Annotated in this window: 9 protein-coding genes; all 9 read left to right on the top strand. The window is 70.8% G+C overall.

The window, feature by feature from the left end; translation table 11 throughout:
* Nucleotides 1-364 precede the first annotated feature (364 nt).
* The 9 genes from Pla163_RS12000 to Pla163_RS11960 all read left to right on the top strand — a co-directional run bounded on the left by Pla163_RS12000 (nucleotide 365) and on the right by Pla163_RS11960 (nucleotide 16,879).
* Nucleotides 365-1,189 carry a metallophosphoesterase family protein gene (locus Pla163_RS12000; RefSeq protein ID WP_419185863.1) on the top strand — a complete coding sequence of 275 codons (825 nt, stop codon included), beginning with the start codon at nucleotides 365-367 and terminating at the stop codon, nucleotides 1,187-1,189.
* 107 nt (nucleotides 1,190-1,296) lie between these two features.
* Nucleotides 1,297-3,249 (top strand): membrane protein insertase YidC, encoded by a 1,953-nt coding sequence (gene yidC, locus Pla163_RS11995; RefSeq protein WP_145188482.1) that lies wholly within the window; start codon nucleotides 1,297-1,299, stop codon nucleotides 3,247-3,249.
* Between the two features lie 4 nt (nucleotides 3,250-3,253).
* Nucleotides 3,254-4,765, top strand: coding sequence for a tRNA modification GTPase (locus tag Pla163_RS11990; RefSeq protein WP_145188479.1), 1,512 nt, complete (start codon nucleotides 3,254-3,256; stop codon nucleotides 4,763-4,765).
* A 159-nt stretch (nucleotides 4,766-4,924) separates the two neighbouring features.
* The gene (gene nrdR / locus Pla163_RS11985) at nucleotides 4,925-5,389 is read left to right on the top strand and encodes a transcriptional regulator NrdR (RefSeq protein WP_145188476.1); all 465 of its coding nucleotides are present in this window, start codon (nucleotides 4,925-4,927) and stop codon (nucleotides 5,387-5,389) included.
* Nucleotides 5,386-7,710: an ATP cone domain-containing protein gene (locus tag Pla163_RS11980; protein ID WP_145188473.1), complete on the top strand. Its 2,325-nt coding sequence runs from the start codon at nucleotides 5,386-5,388 to the stop codon at nucleotides 7,708-7,710. The genes nrdR and Pla163_RS11980 overlap by 4 nt, the downstream gene beginning before the upstream one ends.
* 42 nt (nucleotides 7,711-7,752) lie before the next feature.
* The gene (gene smc, locus Pla163_RS11975; protein WP_145188470.1) at nucleotides 7,753-11,628 is read left to right on the top strand and encodes a chromosome segregation protein SMC; all 3,876 of its coding nucleotides are present in this window, start codon (nucleotides 7,753-7,755) and stop codon (nucleotides 11,626-11,628) included.
* Nucleotides 11,629-12,329: 701 nt separating this feature from the next.
* The gene (locus tag Pla163_RS11970; protein ID WP_145188467.1) at nucleotides 12,330-14,378 is read left to right on the top strand and encodes a PrkA family serine protein kinase; all 2,049 of its coding nucleotides are present in this window, start codon (nucleotides 12,330-12,332) and stop codon (nucleotides 14,376-14,378) included.
* A gap of 14 nt (nucleotides 14,379-14,392) precedes the next feature.
* Nucleotides 14,393-15,511 (top strand): DUF444 family protein, encoded by a 1,119-nt coding sequence (locus Pla163_RS11965; RefSeq protein WP_145188464.1) that lies wholly within the window; start codon nucleotides 14,393-14,395, stop codon nucleotides 15,509-15,511.
* Between the two features lie 3 nt (nucleotides 15,512-15,514).
* Nucleotides 15,515-16,879 (top strand): SpoVR family protein, encoded by a 1,365-nt coding sequence (locus Pla163_RS11960; RefSeq protein WP_145188461.1) that lies wholly within the window; start codon nucleotides 15,515-15,517, stop codon nucleotides 16,877-16,879.
* Nucleotides 16,880-16,918 lie beyond the last annotated feature (39 nt).

The raw sequence follows: 16,918 nt of genomic DNA, 5'->3' as shown, positions 1-16,918 counted from the left end.
CGGGCCGCTCTCGGCCGAGCGGAGCCACGGGGACCCGCGATTCCCGGGTGGCCGGGACGCCTGCGGGGAAGGGTCGGCCCGTCGCTCGCGGCTCTGGACCTGTGCCGCGTCGCAGCGCGCGCTCGAATCGCGTCGTGCTGCGACGGTGCCGGCCGCGCTCGCGAGAGTGACGGACCTCGCACGGGACCGATCCATGCGACCTTTCGCGGCGGACTCGTGCGCTGGTCCGCGCTGAACCGCCCTCGCGCTTGACCGGGATCTGGCCCGGGCCGATCATGCTCGGCCCTTCTGCTGGCGCGACCCCGCGTGGCATCGAGCGCGGACCCCACGAGGTCCGCGTTCCCGAAGGCGCCCGAGGTTCTTCGTGTATCCCCTCACCGCGATCGTCAGCGACATCCATTCGAACCGTCAGGCTCTGGCGGTCGCTCTCGCGGACGCGGCTGCGCGCGGCGCGCGGCGCTACGTGTGCCTCGGCGACGTGGTGGGCTACGGCGCCTGCCCCGCCAACTGCCTCGACACGATCATGTCGATCACGGGGCAGGGCGCTGGCGGGGCCACCGGTCCCGGCGAACCGGCCCACGACACGACCGGCGTCGCGGTGGAGCGCGGGCTGTGCCTGCTCGGCAACCACGAACAGGCGCTGATGCAGTCGGCCGAGGACTTCAACCCCCGCGCCCGCGAGGCGATCGAGTGGACGCGCGAGCGCATCCAGGAGGGGGGGGACCGGTACTGGAACTTCATCGGCGCGCTCGAGCCCAGTGCGGTCGACGAGGCCGCGCAGTTCGTCCACGGCAGTCCGCGCGATCCCGTGCGCGAGTACGTGATGCCCAGCGACGTGCGCAACCCGGAGAAGCTCGCCGCGATGTTCGCGCACCAGCAGCGACCGATCTGCTTCGTCGGGCACAGCCACGTGCCGGCCGTCTACTACGAGGACCAGCGCTTCTTCCGCCCGCGCGGCACGGAAGGGCCGTACCGCGTGCTCTCGGCTCCGGGTGAGCGCGCGATCATCAACGTCGGTTCGGTCGGCCAGCCGCGCGACGGCGACGTGCGACTGTCCTACGCGCTGTTCGACGGCGAGGCCGTGACCTTCGTGCGGCTCGAGTACGACGTCGACGGCGCGCAGGCCGACATTCGAGCCTCGGGCGGCCTGCCCGAGTACCTGGCCGAACGACTCGGACAGGGTCGCTGACCGCTCCATGGCGCGGCCCACTCCTGTGGCCGTGCCTCGATCACGCTTCGAGCACCGCTTCGCAGCGTTCTCCCTCCAACTTCCCACCTCAACCCACTCGGACCACCGTGGAGAAGCGCGTTCCCCTCGCCCTCTTGCTCTGTTTCCTGGCGATCGTCTTCTTCCAGTGGACGCAGCCGCCGCCGGAGCCGCCCGTGCGCGACGTGGGGGATCCGGCCGTGCAGGAAGCGTTGGAGGGCGCGAACGCCGACGTCCCCGCGTCCGAGCTTCCCGCCGATCGCGTCGCCGCGACGGAAGAGCGCACGGAAGAGGTCGAGTTCGGGGGCGAGGGCACCGAAGGCTGGTACCGCGCGACGTTCACGAACCGCGGCGCGCGTCTGCTCCAGCTCGACCTGGGCAACTACCGCAACTCCGACGAGTCGCCGCTCGGCAAGGGATCGTGGGTGCGACTGATGCAGCCGGTGCCCGGTCGCGACGGAACGACGGGCTCGCTGGCGATCACGGCGCAGCCCTCGGCGCAGTCGCTCTTCCCCGAGGCTCTCGACCGGGTCCTGTGGCAGATGGAGGTCGAGCGCGACGGCCCCGACGGGCCGGCGCGCGGCGTCGTCTTCCGCTACGGCCCGGGCGGCGGGTGGACCTTGGTCAAGACGGTGCGCCCTGTCCCGGGGACCTACGACCTCAACGTCGAACTCGGCGTCGAACGCGCGGCCGACTCGACGCCGTTCCTCGGATCGATCGGACTGCGCATCACGCCCGCGGCCTGCATCGGCATCGAGTTCCCCGATTCGTTCTACCAGCAGCCGAGCGCGGTCGCGGTGGGCGGCGTCGAGGGCGACTACGACGCCGAGACCGAGCGCGTCGACCCCAAGCCGAAGAAGGTGACGGGCCCGCTCGCCGTCGATCTGCCGATCCAGGCCTTCGGCGCCCACAACAAGTACTTCGCCACGATCCTGCGGCCGCTCGACGACGCGTCGCGCAACGCACTGACGACCGTGGCCTACCGGCGCGTCGAGGACACCCAACTCGTGGCCGACGGCGAGCGCGCGTCCGGTGCGGCGTTCGACTACGTCGTGGCCGACGGCGTGGTCCAGTTCCAGGCTCCCGAAGCCGGCCGGTCGCGCGTCCTCAACTTCGCGCTGTACGCCGGTCCGAAGGACGAGAATCACTTCGTGTTGGCCACGTCGGCACATGAGGCGGTGCTCGAGGAGGACCTGTCGACGTTCAGCGGCATCGGCCGCTTCCTCACGTACGTCCTGCGCAAGCTCGATGGCCTCAGCGGCAACTGGGGAGTGGCGATCATCCTCCTCACGCTGCTGATCCGGCTCGTGCTCTTCCCGCTCAACCGTCGCGCGCAGACCGCGATGGCGCGCTACGCGGCGAAGATGAAGCGCATCCAGCCGCGCCTGGACGAGCTCAAGAAGAAGTACGAGGACGACCCCCAGAAGCAGCGCCAGGAGCAGGCCAAGATCATGCAGGAGGAGGGCGCGTTCCCTCCGCTGGGCGGCTGCCTCCCGATCTTCCTGCAACTGCCGATCTTCTTCGGACTCTTCTCGGCGCTGCGCACCAGCTTCGACCTGCGGCAGGCGCCGTTCGTCGGCTACATCACCGACCTGTCGCGCCCCGATCACCTGGTGGCGTTCGGCGATGCGCTGCCGGTGCTGGGGTGGACGCACTTCAACCTGCTTCCGATCCTGATGGTGATCCTGTGGATCGGGCAGCAGAAGACGATGCCCACGCCGACGGACGAAAACGCTCGACGGATGCAGCGCATCATGATGTTCATGCCCATCGCGATGGGCGTGTTCCTCTACAACTACGCTGCGGGCCTGTCGCTCTACATGATGACGCAGTCGACGTTCGGCATCATCGAACAGCTGGTCATCAAGCGCCTGTGGCCGGTCGACGACACCGAGCCCGTCCAGAAGAAGAAGTCGGGCTGTGCGCCGCTCGCCAACCGCATGCAGCAGATCGCGGAGGAGCAGCAGCGCCGTCAGGCCGAGCTGAAGAACCGCTCCGGCAAGGGCGGCGCCGCGAACACGAAGCGCAAGAAGAAGCGCTGACGCCGTGGACGCCCCGCGCGCGCGCGACGGCTTCTCCTTCACCGAGGGCTCGGCCGACACCATCTGTGCGGTGGCGTCGCCGCCCGGGGGCGCGCACCGTGCGGTGATTCGCGTCAGCGGGCCCGCAGCGGCGGACGTGGCCGAGCTCCTGCGCGCCGTCGACGGGGCGGCGGCCGCTGCGTCGATCGTTCCGTCGTCGAACGCGTCGTGGAGCAGCGCGACCCTGCGCGCGTCCGATCGGCACGCGTTCGACGCGCGCCTCTTCGACGGGTGCGGCGAACAGCCGGTGCTCGTCCTGTGGATGCCGGGGCCCGCGTCCTACACCGGCGACGACGTGCTCGAACTGCATCTGCCCGGTGCGCCCCCTTTGGTGGAAGCGGCGCTCGAAGCCGTGCTCGCACTCGGCGTGCGTCCGGCGCGAGCGGGGGAGTTCACGCGGCGCGCGTTCGCCTCGGGGCGCATCGATCTCGCGCGCGCGGAGGGTGTCCTCGAACTCGTCGAGGCCCGCAGCGAGAGCGAGCGGCGCGCGGCGACGTCTCTGCTCGCCGGCGGACTCTCCGAGCGCGTCGAACGACTGCGGGAACCGCTCGAAGAGCTGTGCAGCCTGTGCGAGGCGAGCCTCGACTTCGACGAGAGCGAGACCGGCCACGTGCCGGCGGAACTGATCGAGGAGCGCGCGGAACGGGTCGCGCGCGCGCTCGACGAAGCGGTGGCCTGGGAGCGCGCGCGTCCGGTGCGCGTGCGGTCGGCCTCGGCGGTGCTCGTCGGTCCGCCGAACGCGGGCAAGAGCTCGCTCTTCAACCGCCTCACGTCCGGTTCCGCGCTGGTCGGTCCGCTGGCCGGGACGACGCGCGACGCACTGGCGGCGACGCTCGCGCTCGACGGCCTCGAGCTCGACCTCTACGACCTGCCCGGGCTCCATCGGGCCGACGGCGATCCGCTCGATCGCGCGGCCCAGGAACTCGCGTGGCCGCTCGTCGAGGGGGCGGACCTGGTGCTCGTCGTGCTCGCCGCGGACCGAGTGGACCAGTCGAACCCGTCCAGTGGCGACGCGCTCGACACCGAGCTCGAAGCGGTCCTCGAGGCCACGCCCGCCGACGTCCCGCGCCTCTTGATCTGGAACCGGATCGACCGCCTCCCCGGGGGCGACGCCGGTCCGGTGGCGCCGTCGCCAGCGATCCTCGAGCGCGTGCGGCCCGTCGAGTGGGTCGCGACCGCGGCGCCGACGGGTGTGGGCCTCGACGCCCTGCGCGGCGCCCTCGGGCGGATGCTGGCCGGGGGCGCGGAAGGGGCGGCCTCCCTGTCGCGCGAGGTCGCCGCCCGTCACCTGCGCGGGCTGGACGGCGCGCGGACCGAGCTCGCGGCGGCGCGCCGGGCCGCTTCCGAGGGCTGGCCCCTCGACGCGGTGGCGAGCACGCTGCGGTCGAGTCTCGCGGCCCTCGACGCGCTCACGGGGCGCAGCAGTCCCGAGGATCTGCTCGACCGCATCTTCGCGCGCTTCTGCCTGGGCAAGTAGGGGCCTCGCGGGCGCGAGCAAGGCCCGACGGGCCCCCGAGATGTTGTGGTTCGACCGTCGCTCCCGGCCCTGCTACGCTACATCTGCCCCCTGTGGCCCACCCGTTCGCCCGGACGCACTCGTCCGCGCGACGCCGGCCCCGTCCGTCACGTTCCACCCATGAAGTGTCCCCGTTGCGGCGCGAACGACGACCGCGTCGTCGACTCGCGCGAATCCGCCGAAGGCGCCGCCGTGCGCCGCCGGCGCGAGTGCCTCGGCTGCTTCCTGCGCTTCACGACCTACGAGCGGATCGAGACCAGTCCGCTGCGCGTCGTGAAGAAGAACGGCGAGCGCGTCGGGTTCGACGTGGAGCGCGTGCTGGCGGGGATGGCCCGGGCCTGCGAGAAGCTCGACGTGCCGACCGAGGCCCTCGAGACGGCCGCCCATCGCGTCGAGGCCCGCTGTCAGGAGGAGTACGACCGCGAAGTGCCCTCGGCCGTCGTGGGCAACTTCGTCATGGCCGAACTCGAGCGCATCGACCACGTGGCCTACGTGCGCTTCGCGAGCGTCTACCGCGAGTTCCGCGACGTGTCCCAGTTCCTCGAGGAGCTGGAGCGCATGAGCGAGGTGGAGCGCAGGCCGTGACCCCCGCGGTCGGCCAGGACGGGCGCGGCGGCGCCGATGGGAAGGGCTCGACGGCTTCGAGCGCTCGCACGAGCAGCGTGCGCGGCATCACCAAGCGCGACGGCCGCCGCGTAGCCTTCGACCCCGGCAAGATCCGGGCGGCGGTCTGGCGTGCGATGCAAGCGGTGGGCGACGGCGACGAGGCCTTCGCCGAGGACGTCGCCGCAGTGGTGACCTTGGCGCTCGAGCGCGAAGCGTCGCTCTGCGAGGACACGCAGTGGTCGCCGACGATCGAGACGATCCAGGACCGCGTCGAACGGGCGTTGGTCGAGATGGGGCGCGCCGGCGTCGCGAAGGCGTACATCCTGTACCGCGACCGACGTTCGCGCGCACGCGACGCCCAGTCCCAGAGCGCCGCGAGCGACGTGCGGATGCTCGGCGATCCGGACTCGCCGCGCGTGCGACGCGCCGACAGTTTCGCGCCCTGGAGTCGCGGTCGCATCGCGGCGGCGCTGGTCAACGAGGCCGACATGCCGCGCGACCTGGCTGCGCGCATCGCCGCGGTGGTCGAAGCGCGCGTGCTCGCGTCCGGACTGTCCGAGGTCTCCACGTCGCTCGTGCGCGCGCTGGTCGACCACGAACTCGTGGCGAGCGGGATGGTCGACGCGCTGCGCCACACCGAACCGATCGCGCTCCCGCGTCACGACCTGCGGCGCCTCGCCTCGAGTTCGGCCGGTCCGGGCATCTGGGAGCCGTGGCGACGCGACGACGTGGTGGTCGGTGGCGTGCCCGCGTACGACGGTCTCGGCTCCGAGGGCGACCTGCAGGCCTCGGCGGGCGCGGAGGTCCTGCGGCGTTTCGCGCTGACCGAAGTGCTCGACCGACGCAGCGCGGAACTGCACGCGAACGGCGACCTGCACGTGAGCGACCTGCGCCGGCCGCAGCGCTACCTGCACCTGGGCGTGCCGCACGACCTGCTCGTGGCCGGTGCCTTCGTCGAGGCGCCCGAGGCGGCACTCGTGCGCGGAGCGGAGTTGCTCGTCAGCACGACGCGCGGTCTAACGTTCGACGAGGCCGGTCCGCTCGTGCGCGCGGCGTGCGAGCGCGGCCCCGCGGGTTTCGCGAGCTGGCTGGTCGCGCTGGCGGCGGTCGGGCGCGCCGCCGGACAGCGCATCTGTCTGCGCGCGGACGACGGCGCACCGGCGCGCGGCACAGGCGAGGAACTCGACTTCGGCCCCGAGCGCGCCGCGTTGGTCCTCGCCCTCGCGCGCCTGCGCGGCGTGCCGTTCGCGCCGCGGGTGTGGATGGACGTCGAGGGGCTGGCGCGCTGCCTGGACGAGGACGCGACCGTCCGCGAAGCCACCCTCGAGGGCCTCGAGCGCGGCTGGATCGTTCCGTCCTGGCACCGCGGCGAAGGTCGGCCGGCGGGCCCGGGCGCGGTGCGCATGCCCGGCGAGCGCGGTCTCGTGGCGACGGCCGGCGCGGTCGCGCTCAACCTTCCGCGCCTCGCCCAGCGCGTCGGAGCCTGGAACGAGCAGCAGTTCATGGAGGAGCTCTTCGGGCTGCTGTCCTGTGCACTCGAAGCCGGACGTTCGCTGGCCTCGTTCCAAGATCGCTGCGTCGCGCGGCGCGCCGTCGCCGGCGTCGGTCTCGACGGTTCGGACCCGACGTCCGAACGTCCGCGCACGCTCTTCGCGCGCACCGCCTACGCGCTCGTCCCGGTGGGTCTGCCCGAAGCGCTGCGCATCCTCTCGGAGGGCGAGCTGGACGCCGAGCAGGGCGCGCGCATCCTCGGTCTGATCGCCGAAGCCGCCGCGCGCTTTCCCGAGCCTGGTGCACCGCGGGTCGAGGCCTGTCCGCTCTTCGGTTCCGAGGCCGCCCGTCGTCTAGCCTGGGCCGACCGGACCGCGTCCGACGGGCCGCGCGCCCACCAGGCGTGGCTCTTCGCGGAGATGTCCGGCCGCGACGCTCTCGTCCGCAGCTACACCCCCGGATACGCCGCTGGCGCGTCCGCGGCCTGGCGCGGTGGGGAGGCCGAGGCCGAACTGGTCCGCACCCTCCCGTCCGGTGTTCTCCACCCGCCGCCCAGCGGCGTCGACGGCCTCGCGCCGTCGGTCCAGATCGAACGCTTCGTCTCGCTCCGGCGCGCGGCCCTGGCCCGCTCCTCGAGCCGCTCGGCGCTCACCGGCGAACTGCTTCCACTCGGTAGCGACTCGCTGCCACTCGACACCGGGCGCGCCTCGGTCTCCGACTCCCGTCCGGGCGAGCCCGGCCGGACCCCGCTGCGACTGCTGAAGGACGATCGGTCCGACGCGGGCGCTCCACCCAGCGCCGATCACTGACGGCCCCGCCCTCCCGCTCATCGCGAGCGGGCCCAAGACCCCATGCGACTGAAACGCCTCGAGTTGTTCGGCTTCAAGTCGTTCGCCGACCGGACGGTGCTCGAGTTCCCGAACGAGTTCACCGGCATCGTCGGTCCGAACGGCTGCGGCAAGAGCAACGTGGTCGACGCCGTGCGTTGGGTGCTCGGTGAGACCCGGCCCACGTCGATGCGCGGCGGCGAGATGACGGACGTCATCTTCAAGGGCTCCACCTCGCGGCCCGGCATGGGTCTGGCGGAGGTCACGCTCGTCCTGGACAACGACTGCAACACGCTGCCCCTGCACGGCAAGGAGGTCAGCGTCACCCGGCGCGTGCACAAGAGCGGCGAGGGCGAGTACGAGATCGACGGCAGCCGCGTGCGCCTCAAGGACGTGCGCGACCTGTTGTTCGACACGGGTCTCGGCAGTCGCGGCTACGCGGTGCTCGAGCAGGGCAAGATCGACGCCGTCCTCAGCGCCAACCCGCAGGACCGCCGCTCGATCTTCGAGGAGGCCGCCGGCATCAGCCGCTTCCGCCAGCGCCGCAAGGAGACCGAGAGCCGACTGAAGCGCGTCGACCAGGACATGGAGCGCATCGACTCCATCCTGCGCGAGCTCAAGAGCCAGGAGCGCTCGCTCAAGATCCAGGCGGGCAAGGCCGAACGCTGGGTCGAGGTGCGTGACAAGTGGCGCACGTTCGGCGTCAGCGCCGCGCAGCACCAACTGCACGACCAGGAGTCGCGCCTCGGGACGATCGAGACCGCTCTCGCCGATCACCGCACGAACGTCGCCGACCTGCGCGAACGCCGCGCGGGCGCCGAGACCGAGATCGAGGTCGAACGCGCACGCGTCGACGAAGCGGCGCGCGCCGCCGAACACCTGTCGCAGGAAGCGTCCCGCGCGGCCGCCGACCTGTCCGGAGCCCGCGAACGGCGCCAGTCGCTGATCGCGCACCGCGAGTCGGCCGAGCGCACCGCGCGCGAGGAGGCCGGACGCGTCGAGGCGCTCGGCGCGCGTCTCGCCGAGCGCGACGAGGAACTCGCCGCGGCCGATCGCGACGTCGAAGCGTTCACCGAGCGCGCCACGGCCCTGGGGCTCGAGCTCGAGTCCGCCCAGGAAGCCACGCGCCAGGCCGAGAAGGTCTACCGCCAGGCGCGCGATACGAGCCGCCAGCTCTCCGACGCCGTCGCCGAGTGTCTGCAGGAGCGCACCGCGTCCATCTCGGACCTGCGCCACGCCGAGGAAGCGCTCGCTCCCGCCGACGAACGCCTCGAGCGCGCTCGGGAGCTGCTCGAGTCGGCCACCGCGCGCGTCGAACAGGCGCGCGAGACGCGCACGACCAGCGCGCACGACATGGAGCGCGCCGACTCCGAACTCGTCGAGTGCCAGGGGCGCGCGGAAGCCGTGCGTGCCGAGCTCGACGCGCTCGCGACGCGCGTCCGCACGACCGAGGAGGAACGCGGGCGCCTCGAGATCGAACGCGCGTCGATCGAGAGCCGCATCCAGGCCCTGCTCGACCGCGAGCGCGAGTGGGAGACGCTCGAGGACGGCGCGCGCGCGCTGCTCGAACGGGCGGCCAGCGGCAGCGGTGAACTGCCGCCGCTCGACGGCATCCTCGCCGACCACGTGCGCGTGCCGACGCGCTTCGCCCGCGCACTGGACGCCGCACTCGGCGCCGCCGCGATGGGCATCGTCGTCGACGGCTCGCAGGAGGCCGAGCAGATCGGCGCGTGGCTGCGTTCCGGACGACTCGGTCAGGCGCGACTGGTCTTCCCCGAGCCGCTCAACCCCGGTCGCTGCGAACCCGGCGAGCCGGAGCTGCCGTACTCGCTGCGCGACTCGGTCATCGGTTGCCTGCTCGACCACGTCGAGGTCGATGCGGGCTACGGCGACCTCGCCCGCGTCCTGCTCTGCGACTGCCTCCTGGTCCAGAACCTCGACACGGCGCTCGCGCTGGCCGAGTACCTGCCCGGCTGGCGCTTCGCCACGCCCGAGGGCGATCTCGTCGACGCCGCTGGTGTCACGACGGGCTACGCCGAAGTCGGACACGGTGCGGTCGGTCGACGTTCGGAGGCCCACGAACTGCGCGAGCGCGCGGACGAACTCAGCGCCCGCATCGACGAATTGGCGCGCACGATCACGACCCTGGACGCGGAGCGCGAACGCTTCGAAGCGGACAGCGCCGCGGCGCGCGCCGCGCTCGAAGCCGCGGCCGGTCGCCAGGCCGCGTGCCGCTCCGCCGCACAACACGCCGAGCAGCGCCTGGTCGAGGCCGAGCAGGCGATCGACGAACGCCGCACCCAGGTGGCCGCGCGCGAGACCGAACGCGCCGCGCTCGAGGAGCATCTGAACGAAGCCCGTGAGCGACGCGATCGCGCGCAGGCGGCTTTCGAGACCGAGAACGCGCGGCTGAGCGGCGTCGAGGCCGAGCGCGCCGAGCTCGAGGAGCAGCGCATGGGAGCGGAGAGTCGCACCCAGTCCGCGCGCGTCGCGTTGGCCCAGCTCGAGGCCGACCAACGGGCCGCGGTGCGTCGCGCCTTCACGCTGCGACAGTCGGTCGAGGAGACGCGCGCCGAGATCGAACGCTCGCGGGGCCTGGCCGAGCGCCACGCCGCCGACGCGGAACGCAGCTCTGTGTCCACGGTCGAGATCGAGGCGAAGATCGGCGAACTGGAGGCCTCCGAAGCCGCCCTGAGCGAACAGGCCCGCGCGGCCCGCGACCAGGAACGCGCGCTGCGCACCCAGCTCGACGAACTGCGTCGCTCGGTCGACGGGATCACCGAGGAGCTCGAACGCCAGATGCAGGACGTCTCCCGTCAGGAGCTCGAGCAACAGCGACTCGAACTGGCGCGCGACGAACTGCTGCGCCGTTGCGAAGAGGACTTCAAGCTGGACCGCGAGTGGCTCGTCACCGACTTCGAGCCCGATCCCGAACTGGCCGAGGACGGACGTCTCGCGGCCCTGGTGGCCGAGTCCGCCGATCTCAAGCGCCAGCTCGACACACTCGGCCCGGTCAACCTGGAAGCGGTCGAACAGCTCGGCGAGGTCTCCCAGCGCCTCGGCTTCCTGGACGGTCAGCGCACCGACCTCGCGGACAGCAAGAGCGAACTCGAACGCACGCTCGAGACGATCAATTCCGAGAGCGAGAAGCTGTTCGTCGAGACCTTCGAGGAGATCCGCGACCACTTCCGCACGGTCTTCCGCCAGCTGTTCGGCGGCGGCAAGGCGGACATCCTGATCGAGGAGGGCGTCGGTGTTCTCGAGGCCGGCATCGAGATCGTCGCGCGTCCCCCCGGTCGCGAGCAGCTGCCGATCGGGCTCCTGTCCGGTGGTCAGCGCACGATGACCGCGCTCGCGCTCCTGTTCTCGGTGTTCAAGTCGCGCCCCAGCCCGTTCTGCGTGCTGGACGAGGTGGACGCCGCGCTCGACGACGCGAACGTGGGCCGCTTCCTCGGGATGCTCGACGGTTTCCTCGACCACACGCAGTTCATCGTCGTCACCCACAACAAGGGGACGATGGCCGCGTCGGACCTCCTGTACGGCATCACGATGGAGACGAAGGGCGTCTCGTGTCGCGTGGCCGTCGAGTTGGACGACGTGGACGAGTTCGTGCCCGAAGCGACCGGTGGGAAGGGCTCGAGCGACGGCGGCGACGAGCCCATCGTCGAACTGATCCCCGGACCGTCGGCGGCCGACGCGCGCACGAAGCGGCGCGTGGTGCGCTCGGACCGAGCCGCGAACCGGACGGTCGAGGAGGCGGTCGACGAGACGGCGGACGCGGACGCGACCGAACGGGAGGCCTCGGTCGAAGTGGGGGCCCTGGCCCACGCCGAAGGTGGGCGCGGCGACGGTGCGCGGCCCGAGTCCGCGGACGACCGCGGCGACCACGAACCCGTCTGAGTTCCGACCACCCTCGTCGGTGATCGAGCGGGCGCCCGAGTGGCGCCCGCTCGCGTTCCGGGGCCGATCGTCGCTCGCGCGAGGAAGGACCGCGGCGCGTTTCGAACCGCGACGCGGCCGGGGTCGGGGGTGTGCGACGTCGGGTGGACCCGGGCGTGCACCGTCGCTGCGGCGGAGCCTCGCGGAGCGTCGAGGGGCTCCCGTCGAGGTCGCGAGCGAGCCGTACCGCTGCTGCATTCGAAGCGTCGAGGGCTCGCACCGATGTGGATGCGCCGACCTGCGCGGACATGGTTCGCGCTCCGTTCGGATCGGCCGCGAACATCGCTCAGACGCTCGGTGCGAGGGGGGCTGCTCGGTGCGGCGCCCTTCGAAGGTGCCCGGGACCGAGGTCGGTACGCGGCACCGGGGCGGAGGCAGGGGGCCTTCGCCGCGTTCCTGGCCACGGAGCGGCGCGCCGCCGACGTGGCGACCCGGAAAGGACTTCCCGACCGTCCTCGGGCGCGTTCGACCCTTCCCGTGGCTGGGGGCGAGTTCCCGCTCGTTCTTCGGTCGCAGGTCCACGCGGACGAAGTGGACGAGGCGAGTCCCTCCCGACCGGGCTGGACAGCGACTCTCGCGCCGAGGGCCGCACCGCGACGTGGAACCGCCACACCCCACTCGGCGCCGCCTGCGAAGCGAACGCGAAAGCGTCCCCTGAGTCCATGAGCACGATCAACGAAGAGTCCCTGTTCGACATCGCCCGCGAAGGCGTTCCCAGCGACCAGTACCAAGCACTGAGCTGGGAGGGTCCGCTCCGCGAGTACCTCGAGGTCCTCGAGGGGAACCCGCTCGCGTGCCGCAACTCCTGGCAGCGCCTGCTCGACATGATCGAGCTGCACGGATCGGAGGTCGGCGTGAACGGTCGGCCCCGGCGCTGGCTGTTGTTCGACGATCCGTTCGACGAAGGGCGCGACGCCGTGTTCGGTCTGGACGAGCCGATCGCGCGCCTCGTGGACATCTTCCGCGCCGGCGCCATGGGGCTCGGACCCGAGAAGCGCGTGATCCTCCTGCACGGACCCGTCGGCAGCGCGAAGAGCACGATCGCGCGCCTTCTGAAGCGCGGACTCGAGGAGTACTCGCGTCGGCCCGAAGGCGCGCTCTACACGTTCACCTGGGACGTCGACGGCGAGGTGATCTCCTCGCCCATGAATCAGGAGCCGCTGCTGCTCGTGCCGCGCGCGACGCGCAAGCGCATCCTCGAGTCGCTCAACCGCCGTCACGACCGCCCGTACAAGCTGCACGTGGAGGGCGAGCTCGATCCGGTCAGCCGCTACTACTTCCGCATGCTGCTGAAGCGCTACGACGGTGACTGGGAGAAGGTGGTCTCGCACGTGACCGTCAAGCGGTTCGTGCTCAGCGAGAAGGACCGCGTCGGCCTCGGCACGTTCCAGCCGAAGGACGAGAAGAACCAGGACTCGACCGAACTCACGGGCGACGTCAACTACCGCAAGATCGCGGAGTACGGCTCGGACTCCGACCCGCGCGCCTTCAACTTCGACGGCGAGTTCAACGTCGCGAACCGCGGGATGCTCGAGTTCGTCGAGGTCCTCAAACTGGACGTCGCGTTCCTCTACGACCTGCTCGGTGCCAGCCAGGAGCACACGATCAAGCCGAAGAAGTTCGCGCAGACGTCGATCGACGAGGTGATCATCGGGCACACGAACGAGCCCGAGTACAAGCGCCTGCAGAACAACGAACTGATGGAGGCGTTCCGCGACCGCACCATCAAGATCGACGTTCCGTACAACCTCTCCTACGAGGACGAGGTCCGGATCTACCGCCGCCAGTTCCGCTCGGGCAACCTGCGGATCAAGGCGATCACGCCGCACACCCTGCAGATCGCGGCCCTGTGGGCGGTGATGACGCGCCTGTCCGATCCGACGCACCCGAGCCTCACCCTGCTGCAGAAGACCAAGCTGTACAGCGGCGGCGACGTCTCGGGCTTCACCGCCGAGAACGTGCGCGAGATGCGCGCGGAGAACGGCGAGGAGGGCATGTTCGGCATCAGCCCGCGCTACGTACAGGACCGCGTCGCCGCCGCGTTGGTCGCCGAGGGGTCGCACGTCGGGCCGCTCGACGTCCTCGAGGCGCTGGCCGACGGTCTGCGCCACCACAGCCTGATCTCGAACGAGGACCTGCGGAAGCGCTACACCCAGCTGATCTCGACGGCTCGCGAGGAGTACGAGGAGATCGTCAAGCGCGAGGTCCAGATGGCGGTCAGCGCCGACGAAGGTGCGACCGATCGCCTGTGCGCCAAGTACGTCGACAACGTCAAGGCGTACACGACGCGCGAGAAGACCATCGACGACCAGGGGCGCTCGCACGATCCGGACGAACGCTTCATGCGGTCGATCGAGGAACGCGCCGACATCCCCGACTCGCGCAAGGACGACTTCCGCCACGAGGTGATGAACTACATCGCCGCGCTGCACATCGAGGGCAAGAACTTCGACTACCGCCAGAACCCGCGTCTGCGTCGGGCGCTCGAGCGCAAGCTCTTCGAGGACCAGCGCGACTCGATCCAACTGACCTCGTTGGTGTCGACCGTGGTCGATCCGACGACCCGCCAGCGCATCGACGGCATCCGCGACCGGCTGGTCCAACGCTTCGGCTACACCAGCGACGCCGCGGAAGAGGTGCTGCACCTCGTGGCCGACCTGTTCGCCCGCGGCGACGCGAAGGACGAGGGGCAACAGTCCTCGGCCGCCTGAGCGAGCGCCGCGCCATGGGATCACCTCTCTACCGCATCCAGGGCGATCACAGTCGCTTCCGGGAGATCGTCCGCGGCCGCATTCGGCGCGACCTCGAACGCTTCCTCTCGACCGGTGAGTTGATCGCGCGCTGCGGTGAGCACGCCGTGTCGGTGCCGGTACCCCAGATCGAGCTGCCGCGCTTCGTGTTCGGTTCGAACGAGGGCGGCGAGGGTGGCGAGGGCGAGGGCGGCGAGGACGAGTCGAGCGGCAGCAAGGGCAAACAGGGCGAGGGACGCGGCGCGGCCGGCGAGGACGAGGGCAACCACATCCTCGAGGTCGAGGTCGAACTCGGTGATCTGGCGGACATGCTCGGCGAGGCGCTCGGGCTGCCGAACATCAAGCCGCGCGGCACCCGCGAGGTCGAGGCCGAGGCCGCGCGCTACACGGGCATCCGTTCGACCGGACCCGACTCGCTGCGCCACTTCCGCCGCAGCTTCAAGAACGCGGTGCGCCGCACGATCGCGAGCGGTGCCTGGGATCCCGCCGATCCGCGCGTCACTCCCATCGCCGAGGACTTCCGCTATCGAACCTCCAAGTCGTCGAAGAAGCCCGACTCCTCGGCGGTGGTCTTCCACATGATGGACGTCTCCGGTTCGATGGGGCGCGAGCAGAAGGAAGCCGTGCGCATCCAAGCCTTCTGGATCGATACCTGGCTGCGTCGGCAGTACCAGAACCTCGAGGTCGTCTACATCGTCCACGACGCGTCGGCGCGGATCGTCGATCAGCACACGTTCTTCCACCTGCGCGAGTCCGGCGGCACGAAGATCTCCTCGGCCTACGAGCTCTGCCTCCAACAGATCCGCGAGCGCTATCGACCCGAGGACTTCAACATCTACCCGTTCCACTACTCGGACGGGGACAACTGGTCCGCGCGCGACACCGAGCGCTGCGTGACGCTGCTGGAGGACGAGATCCTGCCGCGCGTCAACCAGTTCTGCTACTCGCAGGTGAAGAGCGCCCACGGCTCCGGGCAGTTCAAGAAGGACCTCGACGCGGCGTTCGAGAAGAACGAGGACGTGGTCACGTGCGCCGTGCGTTCGCGCGACGAGATCTCGCAGGCCATTCGCGCCTTCCTGGGCGCCGGGAAGTGAGCGATGGGCATCAAGACGACGCTGCCGCCCGAGCTGAAGTACCACGCTCTCGTGATCGAGGAGAAGGCGCGTGAGTACGGCCTCGAGTTCTTCGACGTCGTCTTCGAGCTGCTCGACGCGCGCGACGTGAACGGGATCGCGGCCTACGGTGGCTTCCCGGTGCGCTACCCCTCGTGGCGCTTCGGCATGGAGTTCGAGAAGCTCCAGCGCGGCTACTCGTGGGGCATGTCCAAGATCTACGAGCTCGTCATCAACAACGATCCGACCTACGCCTACCTGGTGCGGTCGAACTCGCTGCTCGAGCAGAAGCTCGTGATGGCGCACGTCTACGGACATGCCGACTTCTTCAGGAACAACGTCTGGTTCGCGGGCACCGAGCGCCGCATGCTCGATCGGATGGCGCACGACGCGACGCGCGTCCGGCGCATGATCGACGCACACGGCCAGGAGACGGTCGAGAAGCGCCTGGACGACATGCTCTCGCTCGAGGCGCTCGTCGACCCGTACCTCTCGCGTGTCGCCCAGCCGGACCTGGCGCCGCGTCGATCGCTGTCCGAACACCGCGGCCTGCGCCTCGAGAACTTCGGGCGCGACGCTTCTTCGACGCCCGCGCCGGTGCGCGCCGTCTTCCCCGAGGCCGACGTGCTGGGGTACCTGGTGCGCGAGGCGCCGCTCGAGGACTGGGAGCGCGAGCTGCTCGAGATCGTGCGCGCCGAGGCTTACTACTTCCTGCCGCAGCGCCTGACGAAGGTCGCCAACGAGGGCTGGGCCTGCTACTGGCACAGCAAGATCCTCACCGGCGGTCTGCTCGACGCGAGCGAGATCATCGACTTCGCCGACGTCCACAGCGGAGCGACGGCCGCCGCGCCGGGACAGTTCAATCCCTACCGCCTCGGCCTGCGACTCTTCCGCTACGCCGAAGCACTCGGGCACGACCTGTTCATGCTGCGGCGCATCCACAACGACGTGAGCCTGATCGACGCGCTCGTCGACGAACGCTTCGCCCTCGAGTACCACGGCGCGTCCGAGTCCGACGCGCTCGCCGCCCGCGGTCAGGGCTTCGACTGGAAGGCCTGGAAGGAGGGCCTGTTGGCCTCACTGACGTTCGGTGGTCAGCCGCGCATCACGCTCGTCGGGCGCGACGTCGAGGGCCACGGCGAGCTCGTCCTCGAGCACCACCACGACGGGCGCGATCTGCAGCTCGGGCAGGCGGGCGAGACCATGAAGCGGCTCGCTTCGGTGTGGGGCGCTCCGGTGCACCTCGCGACGCGCGTGGACGACGAACCGTGCACCGTCGTCGCCACCGCGGACACCGTCGACGTCCGCAACGGGACCGAAGGACCCGCCGAGCAGGCCCAGGCTTCTTGAAGCTTGCCCGGTGCGGGGGTCGGTGGGGACACTCTCACC

The organism is Rohdeia mirabilis, assembly GCA_007750655.1.
Lineage (GTDB): Bacteria > Planctomycetota > UBA1135 > UBA1135.
Note: the sequence above shows the minus strand (reverse complement) of the source record. Positions and strands in the feature narration are given on the sequence as shown.